Origin of the sequence: Phascolarctobacterium succinatutens YIT 12067 (assembly GCF_000188175.1) — a bacterium.
Taxonomy (GTDB): Bacteria; Bacillota; Negativicutes; order Acidaminococcales; family Acidaminococcaceae; genus Phascolarctobacterium_A; species Phascolarctobacterium_A succinatutens.
In genome coordinates this window covers 37,643-61,245 of record NZ_GL830936.1, presented here as the reverse complement: position 1 = coordinate 61,245, position 23,603 = coordinate 37,643, and the positions used below count along the sequence as shown (strand labels likewise).

Annotated in this window: 28 protein-coding genes and 2 tRNA genes; 4 read left to right on the top strand and 26 right to left on the bottom strand. The window is 46.6% G+C overall.

The genetic code is table 11. The features are described from left to right. Positions 1 to 97: 97 nt before the first annotated feature. Positions 98 to 313, top strand: coding sequence for a hypothetical protein (locus HMPREF9443_RS09765; protein ID WP_040565476.1), 216 nt, complete (start codon positions 98 to 100; stop codon positions 311 to 313). A 28-nt stretch (positions 314 to 341) separates the two neighbouring features. Then, positions 342 to 545, top strand: a complete 204-nt coding sequence (locus HMPREF9443_RS09760) for a DUF3791 domain-containing protein (RefSeq protein WP_009146443.1) — start codon at positions 342 to 344, stop codon at positions 543 to 545. Between the two features lie 87 nt (positions 546 to 632). Here the strand turns inward: HMPREF9443_RS09760 and HMPREF9443_RS09755 are convergent, their stop codons facing one another. From HMPREF9443_RS09755 to HMPREF9443_RS10435, 12 genes are all read right to left on the bottom strand, one after another. Next, positions 633 to 1,970, bottom strand: coding sequence for a DUF445 domain-containing protein (locus HMPREF9443_RS09755; RefSeq protein ID WP_009146442.1), 1,338 nt, complete (start codon positions 1,968 to 1,970; stop codon positions 633 to 635). Position 1,971: 1 nt separating this feature from the next. Then, positions 1,972 to 3,177: a DUF445 domain-containing protein gene (locus HMPREF9443_RS09750; protein WP_009146441.1), complete on the bottom strand. Its 1,206-nt coding sequence runs from the start codon at positions 3,175 to 3,177 to the stop codon at positions 1,972 to 1,974. Between the two features lie 197 nt (positions 3,178 to 3,374). Continuing rightward, positions 3,375 to 3,668, bottom strand: coding sequence for a helix-turn-helix domain-containing protein (locus tag HMPREF9443_RS09745; RefSeq protein ID WP_009146440.1), 294 nt, complete (start codon positions 3,666 to 3,668; stop codon positions 3,375 to 3,377). A gap of 240 nt (positions 3,669 to 3,908) precedes the next feature. Next, entirely contained in the window at positions 3,909 to 4,703 is a 795-nt protein-coding gene (locus HMPREF9443_RS09740; protein ID WP_009146439.1) for an ABC transporter ATP-binding protein, read from the bottom strand. Further along, positions 4,704 to 5,585, bottom strand: a complete 882-nt coding sequence (locus HMPREF9443_RS09735; RefSeq protein ID WP_040565482.1) for an ABC transporter permease subunit — start codon at positions 5,583 to 5,585, stop codon at positions 4,704 to 4,706. A gap of 73 nt (positions 5,586 to 5,658) precedes the next feature. Beyond that, positions 5,659 to 6,666, bottom strand: coding sequence for an ABC transporter substrate-binding protein (locus HMPREF9443_RS09730; protein ID WP_009146437.1), 1,008 nt, complete (start codon positions 6,664 to 6,666; stop codon positions 5,659 to 5,661). 206 nt (positions 6,667 to 6,872) lie between these two features. Then, positions 6,873 to 7,778, bottom strand: a complete 906-nt coding sequence (locus HMPREF9443_RS09725; RefSeq protein WP_009146436.1) for a sugar-binding domain-containing protein — start codon at positions 7,776 to 7,778, stop codon at positions 6,873 to 6,875. Beyond that, positions 7,779 to 8,096: a hypothetical protein gene (locus HMPREF9443_RS09720; RefSeq protein WP_009146435.1), complete on the bottom strand. Its 318-nt coding sequence runs from the start codon at positions 8,094 to 8,096 to the stop codon at positions 7,779 to 7,781. It lies immediately after the preceding gene. Then, positions 8,097 to 8,978: a 3-hydroxy-5-phosphonooxypentane-2,4-dione thiolase gene (lsrF, locus tag HMPREF9443_RS09715; RefSeq protein WP_009146434.1), complete on the bottom strand. Its 882-nt coding sequence runs from the start codon at positions 8,976 to 8,978 to the stop codon at positions 8,097 to 8,099. It lies immediately after the preceding gene. 14 nt (positions 8,979 to 8,992) lie between these two features. Further along, positions 8,993 to 9,985: a dihydroxyacetone kinase subunit DhaK gene (locus HMPREF9443_RS09710; RefSeq protein ID WP_009146433.1), complete on the bottom strand. Its 993-nt coding sequence runs from the start codon at positions 9,983 to 9,985 to the stop codon at positions 8,993 to 8,995. A gap of 59 nt (positions 9,986 to 10,044) precedes the next feature. Continuing rightward, complete coding sequence (gene dhaL / locus HMPREF9443_RS09705) at positions 10,045 to 10,662, bottom strand: dihydroxyacetone kinase subunit DhaL (RefSeq protein ID WP_009146432.1); 618 nt, start codon at positions 10,660 to 10,662, stop codon at positions 10,045 to 10,047. Between the two features lie 152 nt (positions 10,663 to 10,814). Next, positions 10,815 to 12,095, bottom strand: coding sequence for a M23 family metallopeptidase (locus HMPREF9443_RS10435; RefSeq protein ID WP_009146431.1), 1,281 nt, complete (start codon positions 12,093 to 12,095; stop codon positions 10,815 to 10,817). Between the two features lie 379 nt (positions 12,096 to 12,474). On the opposite strand from HMPREF9443_RS10435, the gene HMPREF9443_RS09695 reads away from it, so the two are divergent. Continuing rightward, positions 12,475 to 12,550 (top strand) — tRNA-Ala (locus HMPREF9443_RS09695). A 225-nt stretch (positions 12,551 to 12,775) separates the two neighbouring features. Continuing rightward, the gene (locus tag HMPREF9443_RS09690) at positions 12,776 to 13,156 is read left to right on the top strand and encodes a hypothetical protein (protein ID WP_009146429.1); all 381 of its coding nucleotides are present in this window, start codon (positions 12,776 to 12,778) and stop codon (positions 13,154 to 13,156) included. 412 nt (positions 13,157 to 13,568) lie between these two features. Here the strand turns inward: HMPREF9443_RS09690 and HMPREF9443_RS09685 are convergent. From HMPREF9443_RS09685 to HMPREF9443_RS09620, 14 genes are all read right to left on the bottom strand, one after another. Further along, a tRNA-Thr gene (locus HMPREF9443_RS09685) sits at positions 13,569 to 13,644 on the bottom strand. 12 nt (positions 13,645 to 13,656) lie between these two features. After that, positions 13,657 to 14,082: a helix-turn-helix domain-containing protein gene (locus tag HMPREF9443_RS09680; protein WP_009146428.1), complete on the bottom strand. Its 426-nt coding sequence runs from the start codon at positions 14,080 to 14,082 to the stop codon at positions 13,657 to 13,659. A gap of 98 nt (positions 14,083 to 14,180) precedes the next feature. Further along, complete coding sequence (locus HMPREF9443_RS09675) at positions 14,181 to 15,452, bottom strand: nickel-dependent lactate racemase family protein (protein WP_009146427.1); 1,272 nt, start codon at positions 15,450 to 15,452, stop codon at positions 14,181 to 14,183. Between the two features lie 73 nt (positions 15,453 to 15,525). Beyond that, the gene (locus tag HMPREF9443_RS09670; RefSeq protein ID WP_040565475.1) at positions 15,526 to 16,398 is read right to left on the bottom strand and encodes a DMT family transporter; all 873 of its coding nucleotides are present in this window, start codon (positions 16,396 to 16,398) and stop codon (positions 15,526 to 15,528) included. A 139-nt stretch (positions 16,399 to 16,537) separates the two neighbouring features. Then, positions 16,538 to 18,277 carry a Na(+)/H(+) antiporter subunit D gene (locus tag HMPREF9443_RS09665; RefSeq protein ID WP_009146425.1) on the bottom strand — a complete coding sequence of 580 codons (1,740 nt, stop codon included), beginning with the start codon at positions 18,275 to 18,277 and terminating at the stop codon, positions 16,538 to 16,540. After that, entirely contained in the window at positions 18,270 to 18,512 is a 243-nt protein-coding gene (locus tag HMPREF9443_RS09660; RefSeq protein ID WP_009146424.1) for a hypothetical protein, read from the bottom strand. The genes HMPREF9443_RS09665 and HMPREF9443_RS09660 overlap by 8 nt, the downstream gene beginning before the upstream one ends. Further along, a complete protein-coding gene (locus tag HMPREF9443_RS09655) occupies positions 18,512 to 20,017 on the bottom strand; it encodes a monovalent cation/H+ antiporter subunit D family protein (protein WP_009146423.1) in 1,506 nt (501 codons plus the stop codon). Before HMPREF9443_RS09655 ends, HMPREF9443_RS09660 begins: the two co-directional genes overlap by 1 nt. Beyond that, positions 20,014 to 21,447 (bottom strand): complex I subunit 5 family protein, encoded by a 1,434-nt coding sequence (locus HMPREF9443_RS09650; RefSeq protein WP_187363726.1) that lies wholly within the window; start codon positions 21,445 to 21,447, stop codon positions 20,014 to 20,016. Before HMPREF9443_RS09650 ends, HMPREF9443_RS09655 begins: the two co-directional genes overlap by 4 nt. A gap of 56 nt (positions 21,448 to 21,503) precedes the next feature. Next, on the bottom strand, positions 21,504 to 21,878 hold the full coding sequence (locus HMPREF9443_RS09645) for a sodium:proton antiporter (protein WP_009146421.1): 375 nt from the start codon (positions 21,876 to 21,878) through the stop codon (positions 21,504 to 21,506). Next, positions 21,862 to 22,314 carry an MnhB domain-containing protein gene (locus HMPREF9443_RS09640; protein ID WP_009146420.1) on the bottom strand — a complete coding sequence of 151 codons (453 nt, stop codon included), beginning with the start codon at positions 22,312 to 22,314 and terminating at the stop codon, positions 21,862 to 21,864. The genes HMPREF9443_RS09645 and HMPREF9443_RS09640 overlap by 17 nt, the downstream gene beginning before the upstream one ends. Further along, entirely contained in the window at positions 22,311 to 22,637 is a 327-nt protein-coding gene (mbhE, locus tag HMPREF9443_RS09635) for a hydrogen gas-evolving membrane-bound hydrogenase subunit E (protein ID WP_009146419.1), read from the bottom strand. The genes HMPREF9443_RS09640 and mbhE overlap by 4 nt, the downstream gene beginning before the upstream one ends. Further along, on the bottom strand, positions 22,637 to 22,879 hold the full coding sequence (locus tag HMPREF9443_RS09630; protein ID WP_009146418.1) for a Na(+)/H(+) antiporter subunit B: 243 nt from the start codon (positions 22,877 to 22,879) through the stop codon (positions 22,637 to 22,639). The genes mbhE and HMPREF9443_RS09630 overlap by 1 nt, the downstream gene beginning before the upstream one ends. Position 22,880: 1 nt before the next feature. Next, positions 22,881 to 23,342: a monovalent cation/H(+) antiporter subunit G gene (gene mnhG, locus HMPREF9443_RS09625; protein ID WP_009146417.1), complete on the bottom strand. Its 462-nt coding sequence runs from the start codon at positions 23,340 to 23,342 to the stop codon at positions 22,881 to 22,883. Next, positions 23,339 to 23,602: a monovalent cation/H+ antiporter complex subunit F gene (locus tag HMPREF9443_RS09620; protein ID WP_021720122.1), complete on the bottom strand. Its 264-nt coding sequence runs from the start codon at positions 23,600 to 23,602 to the stop codon at positions 23,339 to 23,341. Before HMPREF9443_RS09620 ends, mnhG begins: the two co-directional genes overlap by 4 nt. Between the last annotated feature and the right edge of the window lies 1 nt (position 23,603).

Here is a 23,603-nt window from a genome sequence, read left to right as displayed (position 1 = left end):
TATGTGTATCAGATGTTCTCTTATCAATCTTCATAAACCGGTAACCACTACCAAAACATATAGTTTTCTCTTAACTAACTTATGAGGAGGCATGACCATGGAAAGTAAAGATTTCAGTATTTTTCTCACGCAGCTCGTACCACAGATACTAGAACGGCTTATGCAGGACGGAACGATGTCAGCACATCAACTGATTCATAAATTTTACCAATCATGCTTCTATGCACAGCTTGCTGACCAATCATCCGGACTTTGGCAATATAGTCCTCTGATTTTGGCACAAATGTACCGAGAAGCTGAAAAAAACAGATGAGTTTACCTATCCGGAGGAGATGACTTAAATGAATAAAGAAGCTATTTTAATTATCGGATGCATGGAACGCTACCGCTTTTACAAACAGCTTTCCGGACATGAGGTTGCAGAACTTTTTGCACATTACAAGTTGTACGAATATATAACCTATTTTTACGAAACTATCAGCAGCATGGGGACACACTGCATTATCCGTGACCTTGACAATTACATTAACATTCACACCGGATAAAATTACCTTGCAAAGCCACCCTGCACCAGTGCTGCCGCTTAGAAGTACACAAAAAGATGCTGCCGGCTGACCGGCAGCATCTTTTTCTTACCAGGCACATTTCAGCAGATAGAAAATTGCTCCCAAAAAGGCACCCATAACCGTACCGTTAAGGCGAATACGTTGCATATCGGTATTAACCTTACTGCGCACCATCCCCGTCAAACGTTCATCAACCATTGCCTGCAAAATGCGCTCCACGATATCTCCCAGCATCGTCTGAGCCTGCAGCAGTCCCAAGCCAAGTATATGCTGCAGATAGGCCTCTGCCTTGGCCTTAAACTGTGCGTCGGAACGTAAATCCGTTTCAATAGTTTCCAAAGCCTCTTGCACAGCCTGCAGCAGAATCGTCGGCTGCATTACCGCACCGCCTTCCTGCGCCAGCGGACGGCACAAAGCTTTAATCATATTATCCAAAAGCTGCTTCAAGGCAGACTGCAGAGAAATATCATGCAAAGCACGATTCTGCAGTGACTGCACCAGCTCATGCCACGCTTGCGTACCGTAAACACTGCCTGCAACACGCTGCAGCTGCGCATACAGCCAGGAGCGCCACTGCTCATCATCCTGCAGACGGTGAGCAGTTCCCACTAAGGCACGGCAAATGGCATCTGTTGCATCATCAACATTAACAACATCCAGCTTTTTGGCAGCCCACAGCTTCAGGCTGCTCCACAAGCCTTCGCTGCCACACTTTTCCACCTGCTTTTGCAGCTCTCGGCGAACACGCTCTCTGATAGCAGAAGATTCCGCCAGGGTAACCAGCTGCTGCAGCAGCCATTCGTAGCATTGCTCATCCCTACGCTGTGCAGCTAAGGCTTTAAACAGCTTATCAAGCTGTTCGTTGGCTTCTACGTCAGCCAAGGCTGTTTTTATTTTACCCTCAAGCTGCCTGCTTAAAGCCTGCGTATCGAGCTTATGCAGAACGCCTTCGGCAAAATTGGTCAGCAACCCCTGCAAACGCGCCTTGTTCTCCGGCTTTTCCAGATAAGCTATAAATTTATCCAGAATTACCAGCTGCTTTTTTTGCAGCAGCAAGGCCTTTTTCGTCAAAAACTCCTGCTGTACCATTTGACCGCAGCCACGCACAAAACCCTCTCTGCTACGCGGCAAAATCGCCGTATGCTTGGCCATAAACGGCAGCAGACGGCATATCCAGGGCACCTTAAACACAGCAGTCACGGCAAACCAATCCGCAAAGCTGCCAATCAGCGCCGCTTCCGCCATATAGTAACCCAAAATCAGCCAATCCCACTTAAGCTCGCCGAAGTGCCCCATGTACAGCCCAGCATAATGCAGCCTGAGATATAAGAAAAGCAGATAGATTGCACCGGAAGCAATAAAAGCACTGTCTGCATATGTCCAATGTTTTTTCAGGCTATTCATCCTACCCCACCAGCCTTTCTCCCATCGTCGCAATAATAAACAGCACCGCTCCCATCAAGCCGCCGATGCAGGTGCCGCTCTTGCGGATATTTTGCAAATCATCGCCCACGCGCTGCTCCATTTTCGCAATCAATACATCCCTGTCATAGCTATGCAGCTTAGCCAAAACCAAATCATATACCGTATCATGCTGCATTGACAAGGCCTGCAGCAGCAGCTCCTTCAACGCACCGTCCAGCCTGCTCTGCTCCGTATCGCTGTCAGCCAGCAGCTGCAGCCTCTTTTGCAGCAAAGTCAATAAAATATCTACGTCCTGCGTTTGCAGCAGCTCTTTAAAAGCCAGTGCCTTCGCTGTTACCAACTGTGACAGCTTGCTGTTGAGCCAGTCCGCAAAAGCAATATCATGACGATAATCCTCCATGCGCGCCAACAGCCAATTATCAAGCTGTCGCCGCAGCTCACTTGCAGGATCTGCCAATGCGTCCAAAGCTTTTTCCAGCTCCTGCACAAAAAGCGGCACCAGCTTTGCTGCCTGCCCGCTCACAAACAAATTACGCAACAGACTGTCCTTGTTATATTCTTCCTCCGCCATCTGCGCCAAGCCTTTCAGCAAAGCGGTAAATTCCGGCTTATGCAGAATCTGCTTGGCCTCCTGCGTCAGCAGCTGCCAAATACCGTTAAAGCTGCCGTTGGCCACAGCCTTCTGCAGTGCGTCCACCAAAATCTCCGGAATACGCAGGCTGGCAATATACTTAGGCAGCTCCGAAAGCAAAAGCTGTTCTACCTGCCTTGTATTGAGCGAGCGCAGCGCATGCTGCGCCAACGGACGTACCGTCTGCCACAGGCGCTCCACATTCTGCTGCTGCGCAAAATGTACCAACAGCAGCTTGGCAAAATTTTCCCTGCCGACAGCCTGCATAACATTTTCCGCCGTCAGCAGGTCATTGCTCACGAAATCCGCCAAACCTGTTGTCAGGCGCTCATAATTATTGCGCAGTACATCGGTGCCGGGCGCATTGATACCGAGCGGACGCTTAAACAGTGCCGTCACACTCCACCAATCTGCCAAGCCGCCAATCGTCGCAGCCAATGCCGTATGATGTATAAAATCAGCCGCCAAACTGCCCTGCGCCCAAGGCCAGGCGCAGACAGCGGCAGCTGCTGCACCGGCCAGCAGGCAGTGCGCCTGTGTTTTTACTGTAGCCATAATTATTCTCCTATCAACAAACGCTTTATATATAAATTTTTTTCCTGCTATTTTTAATTATAGCACAAAGCAGATTACAGAGTAAGTAAAGCTATCCAACACCTTTAAACCACATAAAAAATAGCCGGTACAAGGAACTCTCACTCACCTTGCACCGGCTATTTAAAATTCTCTCTCTCCTCGTAAAGCAGAAGTGCTTAACCTTTTTGTTTTAACAACTTTACAATTTGCAGAACTTCTTCCAAGCTGATATCTTTATCTTTGGCATCAGCCTGTTCATCTAAATCAACAAAGAAACTGCTCATGTTGCACTCTAATAAGCTATGCAGCTTAAGCAGATTGGGCAGAGTTACAGGAACACGGCCACACTCTATATTACACAGGTGTGTCTGGGAAATCCCCATCTCCTTTGCCAACCCTGTTTGTGTCAGATTTTTTGCGGTACGCAGCAAACGGATTCTGCGACCAATAAGTTTAATTTCCTCTTGCAATTTCCTAGCACCGCCTTTCGGTTTACTTGCAACAAATTTTTTTAAACTAATAAAGCACTTATTTAAAGTTTACCACGTTTTTCAGATTTCGCAAGAGTTTTTTCATATATTTTATTTACTTTCCTCTATATTTTAGTTATGAAGCTATTAAATTTCTAGTGAAATGCTAAAATTATTTTTTATGGTACTCTCGTTTACCTATTGTAAACTTATGTCTACCCCCCCAAGAATTTTAGGCTATCAGCCAAGCAGCAACCGGTCACTTGCCATCTCGGAGCCGCTTGCCTTTTCAAACATATCCAACAAATCGGCTATCTGCAAATGCTGCTTTTCTTCTCCCTTAACGTCGATAATTACTCTGCCGTTATGCAACATAATCAGTCGGTTGCCGTAACGCAAAGCATCGCGCATATTATGGGTAATCATCAGCGTTGTCAGCTGATCACGGGTTACAATTTTTTCCGTAAGCGTCAACACTTTCGCCGCAGTTTTGGGGTCCAGCGCTGCCGTATGCTCGTCCAAAAGCAGCAGCTTCGGTTTTTTCAGCGTTGCCATCAGCAAGGTAAGTGCCTGACGCTGACCACCGCTCAAAAGACCGACCTTAGCAGTCATTCTGTCCTCCAGACCTAAATCAAGCTCCTTCAGCAGCTCATAAAAACGGTCATGCTGATCGCTGGAAAGACTCCAGCCCAAGCCGGGAGTTTCTCCGCGGCGGGCCGCCAGAGAAAGATTTTCTTCTATCATCATACCGGCAGCAGTACCAAGCATCGGATCCTGGAATACACGGCCGATATATTTGGCACGCTTATGCTCCGGCTCTTTGGTAATATCCTCACCGTCAATAATAATCTTGCCCTTATCTATCGGGAATACACCGGCAATCGCATTCAGCGTAGTAGATTTGCCGGCACCGTTACCACCGATAACTGTAGCAAAATCACCGGGCTCCAGATGCAGAGATAAATCCTGCAGAGCCTTCTTTTCATTGATAGTTCCCGGGAAAAATGTTTTGGAAACGTGTTCTACATGCAGCATTTAACGCACCGCCTTTCTGGCACCGAATTTACTTTTAATCAGCGGCATGGACAAAGCAATTGCCACCAGCACTGAGGTAAAGAGCTTCAGATCGTTTGGCGGCATACCCATAGCCAGTACAACTGCAATTACAATACGATAAACAATGGAGCCTAAAACTACGGAAATCAAGCAGTTTTTAAAGCTGCGTGTACCGAAAAGCACCTCGCCGATAATAACGGATGCCAGACCGATAACGATTGTGCCGGTACCCATACCGACATCGGAAAAGCCGTTGGACTGTGCAACCAGAGCACCGGAAACAGCAACCAGAGCGTTACTTATGAGCAAGCCAAGGATAATCGTTACATCGGTATCTACGCCCTGAGCACGGATCATCTGCTGGTTGAAGCCGGTAGCACGAATAGCAGCGCCAATCTGCGTACCAAAGAACCAGTACATGAAGCAGCCCACCAGAACAGTTACAGCCAGACCAACAACAAGCGTCGTCTGCGCCATTGACAGGTCCATCATAGACTTGGCAATTTTAAAGGTAGTATCCACACCAAGCAGGGATAAGTTAGCCTTACCCATAATGCGCAGGTTAACGGAATACAAAGCAATCATTGTCAAAATGCCGGCCAACAGAGCAGGTATTTTCATTTTAGTATGCAAAATGCCGGTTATAATACCTGCCAGCATACCGGCAACGCAGGCACCCAAAAGTGCGGCCAGAGGACCGAAGCCTGCAACCATCATGGAAGCAGCTGTTGCCGCGCCCAGCGGAAAGCTGCCTTCTACCGTCAAATCAGCAATATCCAGCACTCGGAATGTTACATATACACCAAGAGCCATCAACGCCCACAGCAAGCCCTGTGCCACTGTAGGTATCAACAAACTAATCATTTCCCAATTCCTCCCAATCTTCTTAGCGAAAAAAGAGCCTGCTTTTTTAACGGCAGGCTCCAAATTATAATTATTTAATAACATCTGCACCCTTAAGCAAATCTTCAGGAACCTTCAAACCAATCTTAGCTGCTTCCTTAAGATTGATGGTAGGCTTAAATTCTTTTTGTGCCTGAATAGCCATATCAGCCGGTTTTGCTTTACCGCTCAGAATATCAGCAGCCATCACACCGGTTTGGAAGCCGAGCTGGTAATAATCAACACCCAATGTTGCCAGACCACCGGCTCTTACCATGCCGCCTTCACCGCAAATAACCGGCAGTTTTGCTTCCTCGGTTACACTAATCAGAGTAGGAATAGCGGAAGCCAATACATTGTCGGTAGGCACATATACTGCCTGTACATCACCTGCCAGGCTACGGGCAGCCTGTTGGATATCATTAACAGTAGAAACAGTAGCTTCCTTTACGGTAATTCCCTTAGCAGCTGCAGCCTTCTTCAGCAACTCAACCTGCAGTTGGGAGTTACCCTCACTGGAGCAATAAATTGTGCCGATGGTTTTAGCATTCGGAACCAGCTTCAGCAGCAAATCCAGCTGCTCGGAAACAGGGTTCATATCAGTTGTACCGGTTACATTAGTGCCCGGTTTAGCATTATCCTTAACCAGCTTAGCGGTTTTGTAGTCAGTTACCGCAGTAGCAACGATAGGAATATTACTGGTAACATTTGCTACCGTCTGTGCCGCAGGAGTTGCAATAGCACAAATCAAATCAACCTTATTGTTTACAAAGCGATGAGCAATGTTCTGCAGATTAGACTGGTCAGCCTGAGCATTTTGTTTGTCAAAAGTAATGTTCTGACCTTCCTTATAACCCTTAGATGCCAGACCGTCAATAAAACCCTTGTTAGCTGCATCAAGCGCCTCATGCTCAACCAGCTGTACAATGCCTACATTAACTTTTTCAGCCTTTGCACCTGCTTCCTTTTTGTCATCGCCGCAGCCTAATGCCCCCAAGGCGAGGGTCAGCATCAGACCGGCTGCCAATGCTTTAATTTTGTTGCTTTTGAGAGAAATCATTTTCTACCATCCTTCCATGCTACAAATTTCGTATAAATGTAGTTAAGGTTATTTTATGCTTTTATACTTTATTTGTAAAGTTTTTTGAAAAAATTTCCTCATTTCTGTTTTCAATGTATATTTACTGTATAAAAAGTTACATGTTCTGCTGTGAAAAGTAAAACTGCCCCACACCTATAGTGTGAGGCAGTCAATCCTCAATGAAATTATTTCAGCAAAGCCTTAGCCTGCTCTTCGCTGACAATAAGATGCGTAAAAAGACCTGTTGCCAAAGCACCCACCAACGCCTTATTACCGGCATTCAAGCCAATGCCTATCAGCTTCTTGCAACGGCGCAGCTGCGCCAGCGGAATATGCAAACAGTAATCATTATTACCGCTGATGAATTCACCGCGCTGATTATAATAATATGACAAAAAGCTTCCTACGGCCTTTTGCTGTTCCAACGCATTACCGAAACGGGTTGCCGTTGCTTCATCGGGCACGGCAGGATAATCGCAAACTGAAACAACAGCAGCATCCAGACTTTGCCATTGCTGTAGAAGCTGCTGATAGACAGAACGGCTTTCCAACTCGGCGCGTTCCTCCTCGGAATCAGGAAAAGCACTGCAGCCAAGCATATAACAGCTTCTGCCACAGGCGCTTGCCCATATTTTCACCAGCTCATCCGGATGATAACCCTTATTAGGAAAATTCGCCGTACCGATCAGCGGATATACCATACCGTCCTGCGTATAACTGCTGCAGTCCGCAGCCTTCAGCACAACCTCGCCCAAGGCATAACCCCAGCCCAGAGCCAAGCTCTTGTCAGCCGTTGTTTCAGCCATAAGATAATGCATAGCCTGCGTCAATGCGTCCTGTTCATCTGTAAGCACACAGCCACCGGCCAAGGCATATTTAGATTGCAGACGCTGCAGCAAATCCGCCTTTCCCTCATCTCCGGCACGGATTTCGATATGCACAATTCCCAGCTCACGCGCTCTTGCCAGCATCTTGCTGACAGATGGACGTGACACATTAAGGCGTTGCGCAATTTGCGCCTGCGTCAGATTGCTTTCATAATATAAACGGGCAGCAGCTACAAGCTGTGCCCGTTCATGAACCGATAGCATTTATTTAACTTCTTCCATTAATTCGAACAGGATACCATCCTTCATGATGAAAGCAATGCGGGTATGCTCATCAGCCATCCAGGGCTCAACAATAACCTTATTTTCTGCCAGCTGCTTATCAAGGTCATCAACCTTATAAGCTACATGCACTAAGGTCTGCAGCTCTTCCGGCAACGGAGTATCTTTTTCGAAACGCAGGTATTCAATATGAAATTCATTGGTATCAGGAGTAATGAGATGCGTTTTTATGCCTTCTGCATAAATCTCGCCTTCTCTTGCAACAGTCGTCGGTACGCCGACATGCATAAATTCTTTCATTTAATCCACATCCTTCTGCCATAACTCATAAGCATGGTAAGCTGCTTCCGGCGTTGCGTTTTCGTGTACAACCATACGGATTGCACGCAGCATAGCCTTCGGTGCGGCAGCCTGCAAAACGTTGCGTCCCATATCAACACCGGCTGCGCCTTCGTTTACGGCACGATAAGCCATTTCCAGTGCGTCGCGCTCAGGAATCTTCTTGCCGCCGGCAATTACGATAGGTACGGGGCATGCAGCAGTAACCTGTTCGAAGTTATCACAATAATATGTTTTGATGATATGTGCGCCGGTTTCGGCCAGCAGACGTGTAGCCAGGGAGAAATAACGCGTAGTACGCTCCATCTCCTTGCCAACTGCTACAACACCGAGAACAGGAATTGCAAAACGTTCGCCCATATTTACATAATAAGACAAATTGCGCAGGGAGTCAAGCTCACCTGCAGAGCCTACAAAGCATTGAACTGCCATGCAGGAAGCATTCATGCGGATAACATCTTCTATTTCAACGCCGACATTACCAAAGCTCATATCGTCCTTGAGTACGCTAGTGTCAGCAGTACAGCGCAGAGCAACAGCCTTGTGATGGTTAGCGGGAATGCAGGTACGCAAAGCACCTCTTGTTGCCATCAGGCAATCCGCATATTGCATCAGCGGCGGAATTGTCAGATCAAGACGTTCCAAACCTGCGGTAGAGCCCATGATATAGCCATGGTCAAAGGCCAGCATAATAGTGCGGCCGTCATCAGCAAAAATCTGTCCCAGACGAGATTGCATGCCCCAGCCTGCGGATGCGTGCCCCTTTACCGGGAACGGACGCTCCGGCGGAGCAATGCCGATGCCATAATCTTTTGCCAGTACATTACCTTCTTTATCTGCCATATTCAGTCACCTGCTTAATTTCTATAGTACGGAGTGCGGCACGGAGCATTCCAGTAGCCAAGCAGCTCGTCATCCATACGCGCAATGAACATCTGGAAGCCTGCGGTTTCCTGTACGGTAAGGATTTCGCCTACAGCACTTGCCACAACCTCAATACCTTTTTCTGCCAACAGCTTATGGCAGGCACGGAAAACAATCAGCTGTTCCATCAGAGTAGTAGCACCGCTGCCGTTGATAACGACCATCAGCTTTTCGCCTGCTTTTACGTCCAGATCCTTTAGCAGAGCGTCCATCATAATTGCAGCTGTTTCGTCAGCAGATTTCATCGGCTGAGTACCGCCACCGCCTTCACCATGCTGGCCCATGCCGATTTCCATAGTGCCTTCGGCAATATGAGCGATTTCCATACCGGTTGCGGGATGAGTAGCACCTTTAGTAGCAACAGCAATAGTTGCCATGTTATCAGCAAATTTCTGTGCAATAGCAGCAACCTCTTCCAAGGATTTGCCTGCAGCAGCTGCAGCACCGGCAATCTTGTACAGAGGAACGCAGCCAACCAGACCACGGCGGTCGTCAGCGTTTTCGCGCGGAGCATTGGCAACGTCTTCCTGAGTTACAACCTTAACAACATTAATGCCCAGTTTTTTCACCTGTTTCATGGTCAGGTTGCCGGTCAGCATATCACCTGCATGGTTGAGTACAACGAAAAGTACGCCACGACCTTTATCAGCCATCTTAATTGCTTCTACGCAAGCCTGAGGACCGGGTGCAGCAAAAATATTACCTGCAACAGAAATATCAATCATACCTTCGCCGACAAAGCCGCTGATAGCAGGCTCATGGCCGGTTCCGCCCAAGGTTACGATAGTTACACGGTCTGCCTCTGCCAACTTCTTGTTTACAATGAGGTTTCCCTGCTCCAGAGTGATGATATCAGGATTAGATAACACAAGACCTTCCAATAATTCACTTGTCAGATTTTCCGGATTGTTAATGAATTTTTGCATAATGACGCCTCCGTTTTTATTTATTTTATTGTTTTTTAAGCTTGCGCTTTATCAGCAAATCAAATTGCCGCAGCCATTGCTGTCAGCAGAATAGAAATAGACGTTGCACCTGGGTCCTTAGTACCTAGGCTGCGTTCACCGACGTTTTTAGCACGGCCGAAGCGTGCTACCATGTCAGCAGTTTTTTCTGCGCCCTCGGCTGCTGCCTTGCCCATAGCAGCAAAGACAGCCTTCGCATCACCTTCGGCAGTCATACCTGCTTCAAGTGCAGGATACAGAGCATCAACCATCGTCTTATCACCGATTTTAGCTTTGGAAATATCCTCAAAATCCTCTTTAGCCTGAGCCAGCATAGCTTGAAGCTCTTCCAAAGAAACTTCCTTAGCATCCTCAGGTGCAGCATCGGCAAGTCCGCCAAAAACAGTGCCCCATAAAGGTCCTGCACTGCCGCCGTTGCTGTTCATAAAAGCCATGCTCAAATCATCAAGCAAATCTTTAATATTAGCACTATCATGCGCTTCTACCTTGTTTTTCATGGATTCTGCCATACGCGCAATAGTAACGCCATGGTCACCGTCACCGGCTACGCTGTCCAGCTCGCACAGCATTTTGCTTTTTTCTTCAAGCTCAACTGCTGCTGCCAAAAGCATTTTTTCCAGCATTTCTAAAGTAAGCATAGTTCATCCGCTCCTTTCGTTATCCTCATTGTAGCATTTGTCAGAACATATGTAAACAATATTTCTGAAATTTATTTCTTTTTTACTTAAAAAAATTCGTCGCACAAAGCACGACGAACTTAAAATTTTCAATATCTGGTTATCAGTCACAATTACATCAGGCTGGAAGGATCAACCTGCTCGCCATAATGAATAACTTCAAAATGCAGATGCGGACCGGTGCTGTAGCCGGTGCTGCCGACATAACCGATAATCTCGCCTTTTTTCACATATTGTCCTGCACGGCAGACAACACGGCTCATATGACCATATGCTGTCTGATAGCCATAATCATGGTTTATACGTGCATAAATTCCATAACCGCCATACCAGCCTGCCTGCTGTACATAGCCTGCTGCACTGGCATAAACCGGCTCGCCATAATCAGTGGCAATATCAATACCAGGATGCCAGTCACGGCCATAACCGCCAAAGGGATTAGCGCGACCGCCGAAAGAAGATGAAATATAACCGCCACTGGTAGGCCATTGGCTCGGAGTAACCTCACGACGATAGTTCTCAGCTTCAATAGCGCTCAGCAAATTTTCCAAATCAACTTTTTTCGCATCAGCCTCAAGACCAATGTTCTTTTCCTGCTCCAGTACAATGTTTGCCGGATTAGCAGAACCCAATACAGGACCGCCCTGACCTGCGTAATCGGAAGCATTGCTCTTAGGAGGAAGCTGTGCACCGCTTTTTTCCATCTGGCTGCGAACCTGGTCTTCCAGCTTAGACAAAGCTGCCAGCTTTTTCTGGTTGGTTTCTGCCATCAGGCGTAATTGTCTGATAGTCTGCTCCTGCTCGGATTTAGTCTGCTTATAAGCAGCCAGCTCCTGCTTCTGCTGCTCGTTTTGCACAGCAAAATGAGCCAGTACACCGATAGTACAGGACACAAAAACAAGGAATGAAGCAACTGCTGTCATAGCATATTTCAAATGAGTCTTTTTCACATGGGTTTTAGCTATATTCTGACCGTCTGCCGGAATAAACCAGAAGGTAAAATGCTGGTTGCGGCGCCAGGTACTGCGTAGCGCATGATAGCGTGCTTTCATACGTCCGACAATCTCCTGCTGCTTAGCCTGCAGCTTATTCACAATGCTCATAACATGCAGACGCACACGACGATCGAACATAGCCAGTTGAATTTTTGCAACAGCTATGACTGCCTTCACCTGTGCAACAATCGCTGCTATTTTTTCTAAACATCCATTGTATAATAACTGCACTTTTTCTAAAAGCATAGCGTAAAATTCGCGTGCTTTCACTTCACAGTGATTATATAAGGACCGTACTGCTGCCAAAAGCTCGGCATACAACTGCTTAGCTTTTGTTCCGCAGTAATCATATATTGATTGCATTTTCTCATTACATCGCTCCAAGAAATTTTGACTCATCCTGATACTCCTTTTATTTTTAATATCTATTAAACTGCTGTGCTTTTATTTTTTACGAAGCTAATACAACGTCTATATTTTAATACTTTTCACGTATTTAGTCAAATTTTTGACTAAAATTCCACCCGGACTATCATTAAGCTTGCGAAATAAATTATGCACAATATATTTTCCTGAGCAGCTGCTGCCTCCCCGCAGATTCTCGGCTTTAATTTTACATAATGGCATCAAGCAGGAAATTAAATTATATAGCAATTTTTAAAGTATATCTGCTTTATACTGTATGAAACATTTCTGCTCATACGTTACTTTGCGGATTAATAATGCTTTTGCTTACTTGACAAACACCGCTCTCTTTTGTAAGATAGATATATAATATGGGGGTATAGCTCAGCTGGGAGAGCGCTTGAATGGCATTCAAGAGGTCAGCGGTTCGATCCCGCTTATCTCCACCAGAATTTACTAAGCCGTTGGTTTGACCAACGGCTTTTTTATTGCAGACTGACTGCTACTATGAGAATATAGCTTCACATAGATAATTACAAAAGCAAGTCGCTCTTTTAGTATTACCTTATCATATTTTCTCATTTTATAGTTGACATATTTTCTCGAGCGTAGTATTATAATTATAGAAATTTCAAATTCATTATTACCATTTGTAAGACAAGGAGGTATTTGTTATGGAAAATGTTAAAAATTCTATCAAAGCCGGCGGTGCCAGAGAGGGTGCAGGCCGTAAAAGAGAGCTCCCCGCTGGAGCAAGGGTAACATCATTTAAGCTGACTGATACCGAGCGTATCGCGGTAAAGAATTTCATTGCCGAATTGCGCGGAGGCGAAAAATCCAAGGCTAAAATGCTTGAGGCTGAAAGAGAACAACAGACCGATGCTATCATCGAGGCTACCGTAAAACCTTTTGCCGAGGAGTTGTACAAAGTTATCAATCTTTACGGCGGACGTGGCAAAGGCTTCAGAAAAGGCGAAAGTGTAGCCAAAATCATCAGCGTAATGGCGTTCAAGGATGCTGTCCATAAATGGGAGAACGAAAACCCCAGAGATTAACTCGCACGACACAAAAACCCCACAGCTTTCGCCGTGGGGTTTTGCTGAAAAAAGGTGGTAAACGTTAAACAAAAAAACATTAAGGTGGAATGTTCACGGAAAATGTTATGACATCTACCAAAATCATTATATCATATTCAGCATATTTTTGCTAATATTTTTATTTTGTTTTTGATTATTCCATAAGAAGAAACTTCGGCACACAGTCCGGAGCAAGCGGATAACTTAGAATTGCTTTTCGGCAATTCATGTGTTATACTTTTCTCAAGATTAAGGCTCTGCTTGAGCAGTTCTAGCGGCAATCGTAGCCGTGTTGACTCTGCCCAAGCAGGGCCTTTTTTGCTGCTTGCGGTACTAGCTTTACACAAAAACAGCACCCATGCGAAACCCGCATGGGTGCTTGATTTTTTAATGGAGCTACTGACGGGATTTGAACCTGCGACCTACTGATTACGAATCAGTTGCTCTACCAGCTGAGCTACAGTAGCACATAAGCTATATTAAATTTCCATCTGCATTGCAGCTTCTTCAGCTGCCTTAGCTGCTGCCATCTCTGCCTTGGTACGGCGCTTTCTGACCTTCTTGGCACTGTTAATACCGGCCTTCTTGATGACCTTTGCTAATTCAGAAATAATATGCAGTTCATCTACGGAACAATCCTTAACCAAGTCAGCCAGCTCATTACAGTAAATCTGCTCACTGTGATGAATGTTGTCACACAGCAGCTCGTCCACAGAAACATCCAGTACATTAGCCAGATGAATAATTGTAGGCAGGCCAAGCTTAGTATTACCGGTTTCTATATTGCTGATATGCGGAGTTGACAGACCAGTTAGATTAGCTATATTTCCCTGAGTTAATCCTTTTCTGGCACGAGCGGCCTTTATCCTCAGTCCTATAGCCTTATAATCAATATCTAACTTCACAAACGTTCTCCCCTTCTACTTAATCACATACTAATAACATTACAATTATATATGATATCATCATAAAAGGCAAGAGTCATTTGTTTTTTTATAAAATTTTATTTTTTCAATACAGGCACTGTCAGACTGCCCTGCGGCATCAGTAAAACCTTATAATCTTTGCCGACATATTTTTCTGCCAGCTTCATAGCCGCATCTACATCATCCACTGATTCAAACAGCAATTTTTTGGCAAGCTCTTTATCCAAAGCGGATACAAGGATAAAATGTGCCTTCTTCATCAGACGGGTGATCGCAAAAGCCTTATGCGCACCGATGACAAAATTCTTTTCCAGCTCCGCCTTAATAGCATCCGGAGAAGGATTTTCTTCCAATGCCTTTTCCAGAGCGGCACTTCCGCTGCCTTCTTCGCATTCACCGAGAATAATGATTACGCCGCCATCCTTAACAGCACACCAGGCATTATCCATCGTCTTTTGCAGTTGATAAATATTGATATCCTTAGGATAACCGCCGCAGCTGGCAATAACTACATCCGCGGGCTCGCTGATAGGTACGCCATAAACCTGCTCGACAAATTTGCAGGCCTCAAGATGTGCTTCATACCAGTCACCGGCAAAAACCTTCAAGAATTGCTTTTGTGCATCCAAAATAGAATGGAACAGGAACATCTTATGCTCTTTAGCAAAAAGACGCACGCCCTCAACCTGATCATCGTATACAGGATTGCCATGCAGCTTGCCTAATTTTGCCTCCGGGCTCATCATCAGGCTATGGTTTTTGCGTACCGTTTCCATAGCGGCAACACCGGGCAGCACGGCCTTGCGTCCGCCGCCAAAGCCGCTGAAGAAGTGATAAACAACGGTACCGGTCAAAATAACCAGCTCAGCATCACAAACATGCTTATTGAGCCATACAGGAGTGCCATGCTCTGTTTCGCCGAAATACTCGAAGTTATCCTGCACATGGCAGTCGCTGTTATACATTTTCAGGCGTTTGGCAACATCCTCGCCGACCTGCTCCACCATTTCCTCGTGGCTCATGCAGCGATGTGTACCCAAAGCAAAGACAATATGCATATCCTCATCCTTAACACCCAGTTTATTCATTTCGTTAACCAAAATGGGCATAAAGGAATGCGTGTTGGCAACACGAGTTGAATCGTTACAGATAAAGGCAATTTTCATTCCGGGCTGCACCAGCTCATTAATCGGTGCGCTGGCGATAGGATGATATAAAGCATCCAGAACAGCTGCTTTTAAATTCTCCAGAGGCGGCATCTGCTTCATTTTCAGTTCGCCCAGAACATGCTCCTCCGGCAGAGAAAACTCCTTGTAGCCATGACCATATTTGTACTTATAATCAGTCATCTCCGTACCTCCTCTTGGTTAGCCTAAGCAATTTTACTTAATTCTATTCTATCATATCTGCTATGAAAAATGTTTATTTTTTAGGCAGTGAAAGTAATAAAACTGTGAAAATAATGCACGCCATACCGATATAGTCAGCACCAGCCAATTCAGTATTCAGCAGCAATACTACGGAGATAATAGAAGCCAAAGGCTCGGCGCAGGAAATCAGGCTCGCCTTAGTCGGTCCGACAATTTTCAGGCCTGCCAGATAAAATGCATAGCTCGCAATAGTCGCACCCAAAAGCAGATACGCAAAAGCAAGATAACCGCTCATATCCCAATGACCTGCTGGCGTAAAGGGATTACGCCAGATAATCAATGCCACACCGCTGATAAGCTGGCCCCAGCCGATAAGCGTTGCCGCAGTATATTTTTTGAGCATTTGGCCCGGCTTAATGCTGTAATATGCATAGGAAAGCGCAGACAATACACCGATTGTCAGGGCTATTGGCGAAATCGCCAGACTGTCAAGGCTGCCGTGCGTTGCAATAAGAAATACACCTACCAGCGCACCGACAATGCCTATCAGTTCACGTCCGTCAGGAATTTTTCTTGACTTATAGCTCATCCACAGCATTACATAAATCGGTGCCATGTACTGCAAAACCGTCGCCGTCGCCGCATTGCACAAACCGATGGTGTAATAAAAGCCCAGCTGCGCGCCCAAGATACCTAAAAATGAAAACTCAATAATATTCCAGGTATCTGCCTTAAGAATAGCAAAGATATCCTGCTTCTGCACAAAGGCCGCAAAAAGCAGGAACATACAGCCTGCCAGAATCTGACGCGCCATGCAAAGCCAGATCATATCTGCCTGATGATATTGATACAAATACTGTCCTGCTACACCGCCCATGCCCCAGCAGGTTGCGGCACCTATAATTAAAAATATACCCTTAAGCATACCGATAACCTCTTTCATATATGATGATTATCAATAATATAACACCTAATAATAATATTTACAAGATAAATAAATTATACTTTGAAAAGACTACGTAAAAGAGCTGCCGCACCTGCGTGCGACAGCTCTTAAAAGCATTTTATAACGTTGCAATGAAGTAAGCAATGCTGCTTACCAGCACCGTTAAGGTAATCATCATCGGGTCAGCGATAGATGTACGGTAGTTTTCCGGGTTATAATGCGTGCGTTTACGGAACGGTTTGGCATCGAGGAAATCCATCGGATTGCTCGTAAGATCCATAAACTTTTCGTACAGTACGCCCCAGGCACTGCCCAGGCCGCCGCTGATTGCACACAGCAGCATGCTGACGCGGACGATGACAAAATCAATCGGCTTACGGTAGAACCAGTCTGTATCGAGGCTAAGCGCTGTATGAGGCTCCATGCGCGGCAGGAACATCATAAACGGCACCATGGTTACGACAAGAATTTCTACGTAGCTCAGCATATGTGCTGCAGTAAACGGCTGGTAATCTGGATAACCGAACGGCAGATATCGATACAACAGATCCGGATATACGCCGTACAGGAAGCAGAGCGCTGCGCCGAAGCCCATGCCAATATACATATTCTTCGGCAGAGGATTTTTAATTTCTACATTCTTATCGGCATCACGCAGGAAGATAAAGTAACCCATCTTCAAGGTAATGGATAAGAAAGTACCTATGCTGGCAAGCTCCAGCAGAGTATATACCCAATCATAACCGGCAGCGGATGCAGCGGCAATCGTAATCGTTTTGCTGATGAAGCCGTTGAAGAACGGTACACCGGAAATGGAGAATGCCGCTACAAAGAAGCATACAGCCACGAACGGCATCTTTTTCGCCATACCGCTTAGCTGATTAATCTTGCGGATACCGGTTGCATAGATAATAGCACCGGCACACATGAAGAGCAGGGATTTATACAGGATGTGCGAGAAGGCATGGGCAGCAGCACCATTCAGTGCCATCGCCGTGCCAACGCCTACACCGGCAACCATGAAGCCTACCTGGCTGATAATATGGTAACCGAGCAGACGGCGCATATCGTTTTCCATAATCGCATAGGCTGCACCGTAAAGCGCCATAAAGCAGCCAAAGCCCATCAGGAAATCTGTTCCGGCAAAGATACGGATTAAAGCATAAACAGCAACCTTTGTCGTAAAGGAGCTTAAGAATACGCTGCCTGTAATCGTGCCTTCGGGATAAGCATCAACCAACCAGGCATTAACCGGCGGAATTGCCGCATTAACAGCTACACCGATTAAAATTGCCCAGAAAGCAAGGTCATGCGGAGCCTTGGACAGATTTGCAATCAGAGAATCACCACTGCCAACCTTCAGGAAAATACCGAGCAGCAGCAGGTTGCCGCCAAGCATGTGCACCAAAAGATAACGCAGGCCTGCGCGACGGGACTGAGGAGTATTGCGGCACCAGATCAAGAACAGAGAGGTTACGGCAAGTGCTTCCCAGAAGAAAATCAGCGTCAGCCAATCCTTAGCCAGTGTTACACCAAGAGCACAGCCGGCATAGGACATGGAGCACAATGCTTCCATACGGTTCTCGTTATGACAGGAATAAATGCCGCCGATGCAAGCCATCAGCGCAAAAATCATGCAGAACACGTAGCTGAGCTTATCTACAAACATGTAGCCCAAGTGATAGCCTGTACCCAGAAACTCAATGCTCAAATCTGCGCCAACCGGCATAGAAAGTGTAGCAAATAGGGCAAAGAACGGGCCTACAGCCAAAACGAACTTGCGCAGCATTTTCGGCACGAGCATTGCAATCACACCCACGGCAATGAGGATCAGACCGGGATGAAGCAGATTACTCATCGTTCTCACCTCCCTTAGGATCATCATAGTAGGTTTCATCACGCTGCAGCAGCGGCGTCATGATAATTTTTGCCAGAATAATCAGCAGCCAGCAACCGAAGAAGCCGAAGAAAATATCATAGCCAAACGGCAGCGGCCACCACGCAGGACTGTGCAGATGTACACCGCAAAGCTCTCCGATTGCGGAAAGCACGAGTACGGCAGCAGCTATCATGTAAACAGTTTTCTTGCTCATTACATCCAACCTCCGTTCCAGCCTGCGCAAATAGCGTTGGAGGCCATTGTTGCCAGCTCATAGAAGTGCGGATAAATATCCGGCACGATACCGAGGACAACAGCGATAATAGTTGTAACGCAAATAGGTATCAGCATCGAGTAGCTGATATCGCCATATTCACGGAACTCCTCCTGCGGATCCTTGCGGAAGTATGCCATCTGTACAACAGGCATCAGATAGCCGGCAGCCAGAAGCGCACTGGCAACCCAGACGAGAATGTACAAAGGCTTGCCTGCCTGCAAAGCGCCGAGTGCCAGATTCCATTTGCTGACAAAGCCAACGAGGAACGGTGTACCGGCGATACCAAGAGAAGCAATCGTGAAGCAGGCCATAGTTACCGGCAGCTTCTTGCCGATGCCATACAGCTCACTGATATTGTTTCTGTGTGTACGCGCGATAATCAGACCGGCGCACATAAAGAGGGTAATCTTCATAACAGCATGAGCTACCAGATGCAGGTAAGCACCCTTGATGCTCAGCGGAGAAATAAGCGCAGCACCTAACACGATGTAGGAAAGCTGGCCGATAGTGGAGAACGCCAGACGACGTTTCAGATGATCCTGACGCAGAGCAATAAGGGAAGAAATGATAATGCTTGCCGCAGCAGCCCACGCCAATACATCAACGACACCTATTTCCGCCAGCAGCTTCGGGCCAAAGACGAAGCCGATGATACGCAGTACGGCGAAAACACCGGTTTTAACAACGGCAACGGCATGCAGTAATGCAGATACCGGAGTCGGCGCAATCATTGCTGCCGGCAGCCAGCCATGCAGCGGCATAACCGCAGCCTTTACGGAGCCTGCCAAAATCATCAGTACGAAGATAGCCTGCAGCACCCATCTCGGAGCCATGTCCGTAGTCAGGAAACCGCCGGGAGTAAAGTCCATCGTACCGCTGATGCAGTAAACGGCGATAACGCCGGCCAGGAAAAGCTGACCGGAAATCAAGGTATAAATCAAATACTTACGGCTGGCCATCAAAGCTTCCTGGTTACGCTTATGCAGTACCAGCGGATAGCTTGCCAGAGTCAGCAGCTCGTAAAAGATGAAGAAGGTCAACAGGTTTTCGGCCATCGCAATGCCCATTACGGCACTCATGCAGATAGCAAAAGCGGCAAAATAACCGGTCTGCTCGCTTTCGTTATTGCAGCGCATATAGCCGATGGAATAGAAGTTCATCGGTACCCACAGCATCGAAGCAAGCACCGCAAAAATCATGCCGGCCGGATCGGTACGCAGCGTCAGTCCCACGGTATCGGTAATTTGGCACAGCGTCCACTGATACTGATTGCCATCGAGAACAGCGGGCAACATCGACAGGATGATGCCGAATTTAAGTACGGAAGCGATAACGCTCCAGGTTTCACGCAGGTTAGGCCAGCGTCTGCTGAACGCGATAAGTACAGCAGCTATAAAAGATACACCAACCGCCAGAAATGGTCTGCAATCTAAAATAGTCATCTCAGAAACACCTCCGGCAATCCTAACTTAACGACATCGGTAACGATGTCAACACTGTAGAAGCCAAGTACCAGAATCATGATACCGCCGACGAGAATCGGGATAACCATGGAAAGCGGTAAGCCCAGCTTGCCCTTATGCGGATGTACCTCAGTCAGCGAAGCTTCACGCTGTATAAACATCTGCTCAATAATACGGAAGAAATAAATTGCATTCAGCAGGGAGCTGATAACAAGTACAGCGATGTAGAAGTACTGCGCGCCGGTGTAGGCACCAAGCATAAGATACCATTTACTGAAGAAGCCGCAGGTCGGAGGCAGGCCGATCATAGACAAAGAAGCCAGCAGCACGGTAATCGTACTGATAGTCATCTTTTTGTTCATGCCGCCTAAGCGGTACAGATTAACCTCACCGAAGCGATACTCAATACCGCCGATAACCAGGAACAGACTGCTCTTCATAAAAGCATGGTTGATAGCGTGCAGTACAGCACCGATAAAGCCGTACATATTACCCATTGCCAGACCAATAGCAATGTAACCGATCTGTGCCACAGAGGAATATGCCAGCATACGGCGGAAGTCATACTGAGCCATCGCCATAATAGAACCGATAAGAATACCTGCTACACCGAGAATGCCCAAAACATTGAGCGCACTCTGAACTACAGGGTTATCAACCTTAAAGATATAATATACAAAACGAATTAAAGCATATGCCGGAGCCTTACTCATGCAGCCTGCGATAAAAGCAGCAGCGCCCGGATGAGCGAAGGTGTAGGCATCAGGCTGCCAGCCATGCAGCGGGAACAGCGCCATCTTGATACCGAAGCCGATGATAAAGCAGGCTACAGCAATCGCAAACAGCGGCGAATTCAGATGCGGAACTACGCGTGCAGCAAGGTCAGCCATGTTCAGAGTACCTGTCATAGCGTACAGATAACCGACACCAAGCAGATACAGAGAAGCACCGATGGTACCGATTAACAGGTAACGGAAGGCTGCCAGCATTGACTTTCTGCCGCCAAGGGCAATCAGGCCGTAACCGGAAAGTGACATAATCTCCAGATATACATATAGGTTAAAAACATCACCGGTGATAATCATACCGGAAAGACCTACCGTCAGTAGACCAAACAGTGTATAATAGCCGCCTACATGCAGCCAGTCCTCATCCTTGACGAATGGACGGCTGTAAAGCGAAACCATCAGGGAAATAAACGTTACCACTACTGCCAGAATACTGTTCAACGGGTCAAGAGCAAATTCAATACCGATTGGCGGTTCCCAGCCACCCATCCAGTAATGCCAGGTTTTGCCGCCGGACTCCAACACTCTTTGCAGTACGATGCAGGCATTGGCAAAGGCACCTGCGATAGAAGCCATAACTATCCAGGAGCCTAAAAACTTGCTGATACGGGAAAATAACATACACAGCAATGATGCTGTCAAAGGTAAAAGTACAATTAGGACGGGAGCATGCTGTGTCATTTACTAGCCCTCCTCAATACCTCTACTTCTTCAACAGAACCGTAGATTTCTTTAATACGCATGAGGAGTGCAATTGCTACGCCCGTGGTACCAAGGCTTACAACGATTGCTGTCAGCATCAGGCCGTGCGGCAGAGGGTTAATGTAAGCATTAGGATCTGTTGTCAGGCCGTTCTGGATAGGAATCATTGCGCCATCCTTCTGTGCAAAACACAGATAAAAATAGATTACGGCAACCTGCATAACATTCATCGCCATCAGCTTCTTCATGTAGTTTTTGCTGAGGACCATGCCATACACACCCAGAAAGAAAAGAATCATGACCAGGGAATAAATGCCTTTTGTTTTCAAAAACTCATTGAGCACTTCCATCTTCGTCACCCCTTTTCACGATTGCATCAAGCAGATTAATAATTGTCATCATTACGCAGATGGCAACACCGATTTCAATAAGGAAAATGCCCATAGCATGCATTTCATGCTGCGGCTCCATATGAATCGGCATATAATTGTAGTTCAGGAAAAAGTCTGCACCGCCGAACAATGTCAGCCAGCCGGTAAAAGCATACAGGAAGGTGCCCACGCCGGCAAGAACAACAGAGGTTTTGCCTAAGACATTGAACTTTGTATCAAAGCCCAGGATAAGACGTGCAAGCAGCACGCCTACAGAAAGCAATGCGCCTGCCTGGAAGCCGCCGCCCGGAGAAAATTCACCCAGGCAAAGAATGTAGACACCGTAGGTAAGCGTAAACGGCACCAGCATTCTGAAGGCCACATTCAGGATAAGACCGCCAAATGGTTCTTTCATTTGATAATCTCTCCTTCCTCCGGATCCTCCGGCTCTTCCTCAGGTCTGCGTCCTACCGGATTGCTGGTCAGCACCAGCACCGTTGTCAGACCGGCGAGGAACATTACCGAGGTTTCCCACATAGTATCGAAGCCACGATAGTCGATGATGACGCCCGTTACGATATTGGGCGAGCCTGTATCCTCCGCACTACGGGAGATATAGGTCGGAGTAACATGCTGGTTAGGCGCAGTGTTCGCGTCACCAATTTCGGGCAGGTAGGTTACGACAGAGCAAAACATGCCTGTCATAATCGCTAGGATAACAGCAACTAATCCACGCATTATTTACACCACCTATCAATTTTTTTCAACGAAGCTACGAAGAAGATGGTAGAAATCGTACCGATAACAGCCTCCGTAAAGGCCACGTCAGGGGAACCCATCATCAGATACAGCAGCACAGCACAGAAGCTGAACGCACTGTAGATAATCGCAGCACTAAGAATATCCTTGCAGAAAATAACTGCACAGGTAATGAGAATCAGGAAGACAAGTAAAAGAGCTTCAATAGTATAAATCTCCATTTTATTTATCTCCTTTCTTCTTAAGATATTTATGTACCTGATTACGATTTGTTTTTGCAGGCTTCTTGCGGATATGACCGACAGGCTCGTCAGCACTGTGGTCAGCTTTTTCCAGACCGACAAGCTTTTTAGCTCCCTTGCTTTGCAGTGTCCAGACAGGGTGCCCGGATTTATAGGCTGCCTTGCTCAGAATATGCGAGCCGATCGGATTCGCCATAAAAACAAGTAAAAATACAAAAGCCATCTTTGCCGCTGTCAGTGTAGGTCCTTCATAAATCATCAGACCGATAAAGGAAAGCGTACAGCCAAGAGTTTCACTGTTACCGGAGGCATGGATTCTGGAATAGAAGTCCGGCAGGCGCAGCATACCGATAGCTGAGCCGACGAAGAATACCAGGCCGCTTAACAGGAACAGTGCAGCGATAACTTCACGCGGGGAGGTAAAACCGAATTGTTCAATCATATCCTTTTACCTCCTATAAATTTAGCTACAATCAGCGAGCCGATAAAGCCTAAAATTGCATAAGAAATCGCTATATCAACATACATATCCGGACGTTTGTCAATATAGCCGAAAAGCACCAATAATAGAATTGTATCGGCACCGATAACGCCCAAGGCGTTCATTCTGTCAAAAATTGTCGGTCCGTTAAACAAGCGTTGCAGCATCGTACCGATGATCAGAAGAATGGCTACCATCATAATATAAAATATAATCTGCATA

Bases quoted from the DNA above. Each gene is read 5' to 3' on its own strand.
- lsrF (WP_009146434.1), bottom strand. From the start codon at position 8,978: ATGGCAGATAAAGAAGGTAATGTACTGGCAAAAGATTATGGCATCGGC.
- HMPREF9443_RS09760 (WP_009146443.1), top strand. From the start codon at position 342: ATGAATAAAGAAGCTATTTTAATTATCGGATGCATGGAACGCTACCGC.
- dhaL (WP_009146432.1), bottom strand. From the start codon at position 10,662: ATGCTTACTTTAGAAATGCTGGAAAAAATGCTTTTGGCAGCAGCAGTT.
- HMPREF9443_RS09675 (WP_009146427.1), bottom strand. From the start codon at position 15,452: ATGACTGATTATAAGTACAAATATGGTCATGGCTACAAGGAGTTTTCT.
- HMPREF9443_RS09690 (WP_009146429.1), top strand. From the start codon at position 12,776: ATGGAAAATGTTAAAAATTCTATCAAAGCCGGCGGTGCCAGAGAGGGT.
- HMPREF9443_RS09660 (WP_009146424.1), bottom strand. From the start codon at position 18,512: ATGAGCAAGAAAACTGTTTACATGATAGCTGCTGCCGTACTCGTGCTT.
- HMPREF9443_RS09665 (WP_009146425.1), bottom strand. From the start codon at position 18,277: ATGAGTAATCTGCTTCATCCCGGTCTGATCCTCATTGCCGTGGGTGTG.
- HMPREF9443_RS09650 (WP_187363726.1), bottom strand. From the start codon at position 21,447: ATGTTATTTTCCCGTATCAGCAAGTTTTTAGGCTCCTGGATAGTTATG.
- HMPREF9443_RS09630 (WP_009146418.1), bottom strand. From the start codon at position 22,879: ATGGAGATTTATACTATTGAAGCTCTTTTACTTGTCTTCCTGATTCTC.
- HMPREF9443_RS09755 (WP_009146442.1), bottom strand. From the start codon at position 1,970: ATGAATAGCCTGAAAAAACATTGGACATATGCAGACAGTGCTTTTATT.
- HMPREF9443_RS09720 (WP_009146435.1), bottom strand. From the start codon at position 8,096: ATGAAAGAATTTATGCATGTCGGCGTACCGACGACTGTTGCAAGAGAA.
- HMPREF9443_RS09750 (WP_009146441.1), bottom strand. From the start codon at position 3,177: ATGGCTACAGTAAAAACACAGGCGCACTGCCTGCTGGCCGGTGCAGCA.
- HMPREF9443_RS09620 (WP_021720122.1), bottom strand. From the start codon at position 23,602: ATGCAGATTATATTTTATATTATGATGGTAGCCATTCTTCTGATCATC.
- HMPREF9443_RS09640 (WP_009146420.1), bottom strand. From the start codon at position 22,314: ATGAAAGAACCATTTGGCGGTCTTATCCTGAATGTGGCCTTCAGAATG.
- HMPREF9443_RS09645 (WP_009146421.1), bottom strand. From the start codon at position 21,878: ATGGAAGTGCTCAATGAGTTTTTGAAAACAAAAGGCATTTATTCCCTG.
- HMPREF9443_RS09765 (WP_040565476.1), top strand. From the start codon at position 98: ATGGAAAGTAAAGATTTCAGTATTTTTCTCACGCAGCTCGTACCACAG.
- mnhG (WP_009146417.1), bottom strand. From the start codon at position 23,342: ATGATTGAACAATTCGGTTTTACCTCCCCGCGTGAAGTTATCGCTGCA.
- HMPREF9443_RS09655 (WP_009146423.1), bottom strand. From the start codon at position 20,017: ATGACTATTTTAGATTGCAGACCATTTCTGGCGGTTGGTGTATCTTTT.
- HMPREF9443_RS10435 (WP_009146431.1), bottom strand. From the start codon at position 12,095: ATGAGTCAAAATTTCTTGGAGCGATGTAATGAGAAAATGCAATCAATA.
- HMPREF9443_RS09730 (WP_009146437.1), bottom strand. From the start codon at position 6,666: ATGATTTCTCTCAAAAGCAACAAAATTAAAGCATTGGCAGCCGGTCTG.
- HMPREF9443_RS09710 (WP_009146433.1), bottom strand. From the start codon at position 9,985: ATGCAAAAATTCATTAACAATCCGGAAAATCTGACAAGTGAATTATTG.
- mbhE (WP_009146419.1), bottom strand. From the start codon at position 22,637: ATGCGTGGATTAGTTGCTGTTATCCTAGCGATTATGACAGGCATGTTT.
- HMPREF9443_RS09670 (WP_040565475.1), bottom strand. From the start codon at position 16,398: ATGCTTAAGGGTATATTTTTAATTATAGGTGCCGCAACCTGCTGGGGC.
- HMPREF9443_RS09725 (WP_009146436.1), bottom strand. From the start codon at position 7,778: ATGCTATCGGTTCATGAACGGGCACAGCTTGTAGCTGCTGCCCGTTTA.
- HMPREF9443_RS09740 (WP_009146439.1), bottom strand. From the start codon at position 4,703: ATGCTGCATGTAGAACACGTTTCCAAAACATTTTTCCCGGGAACTATC.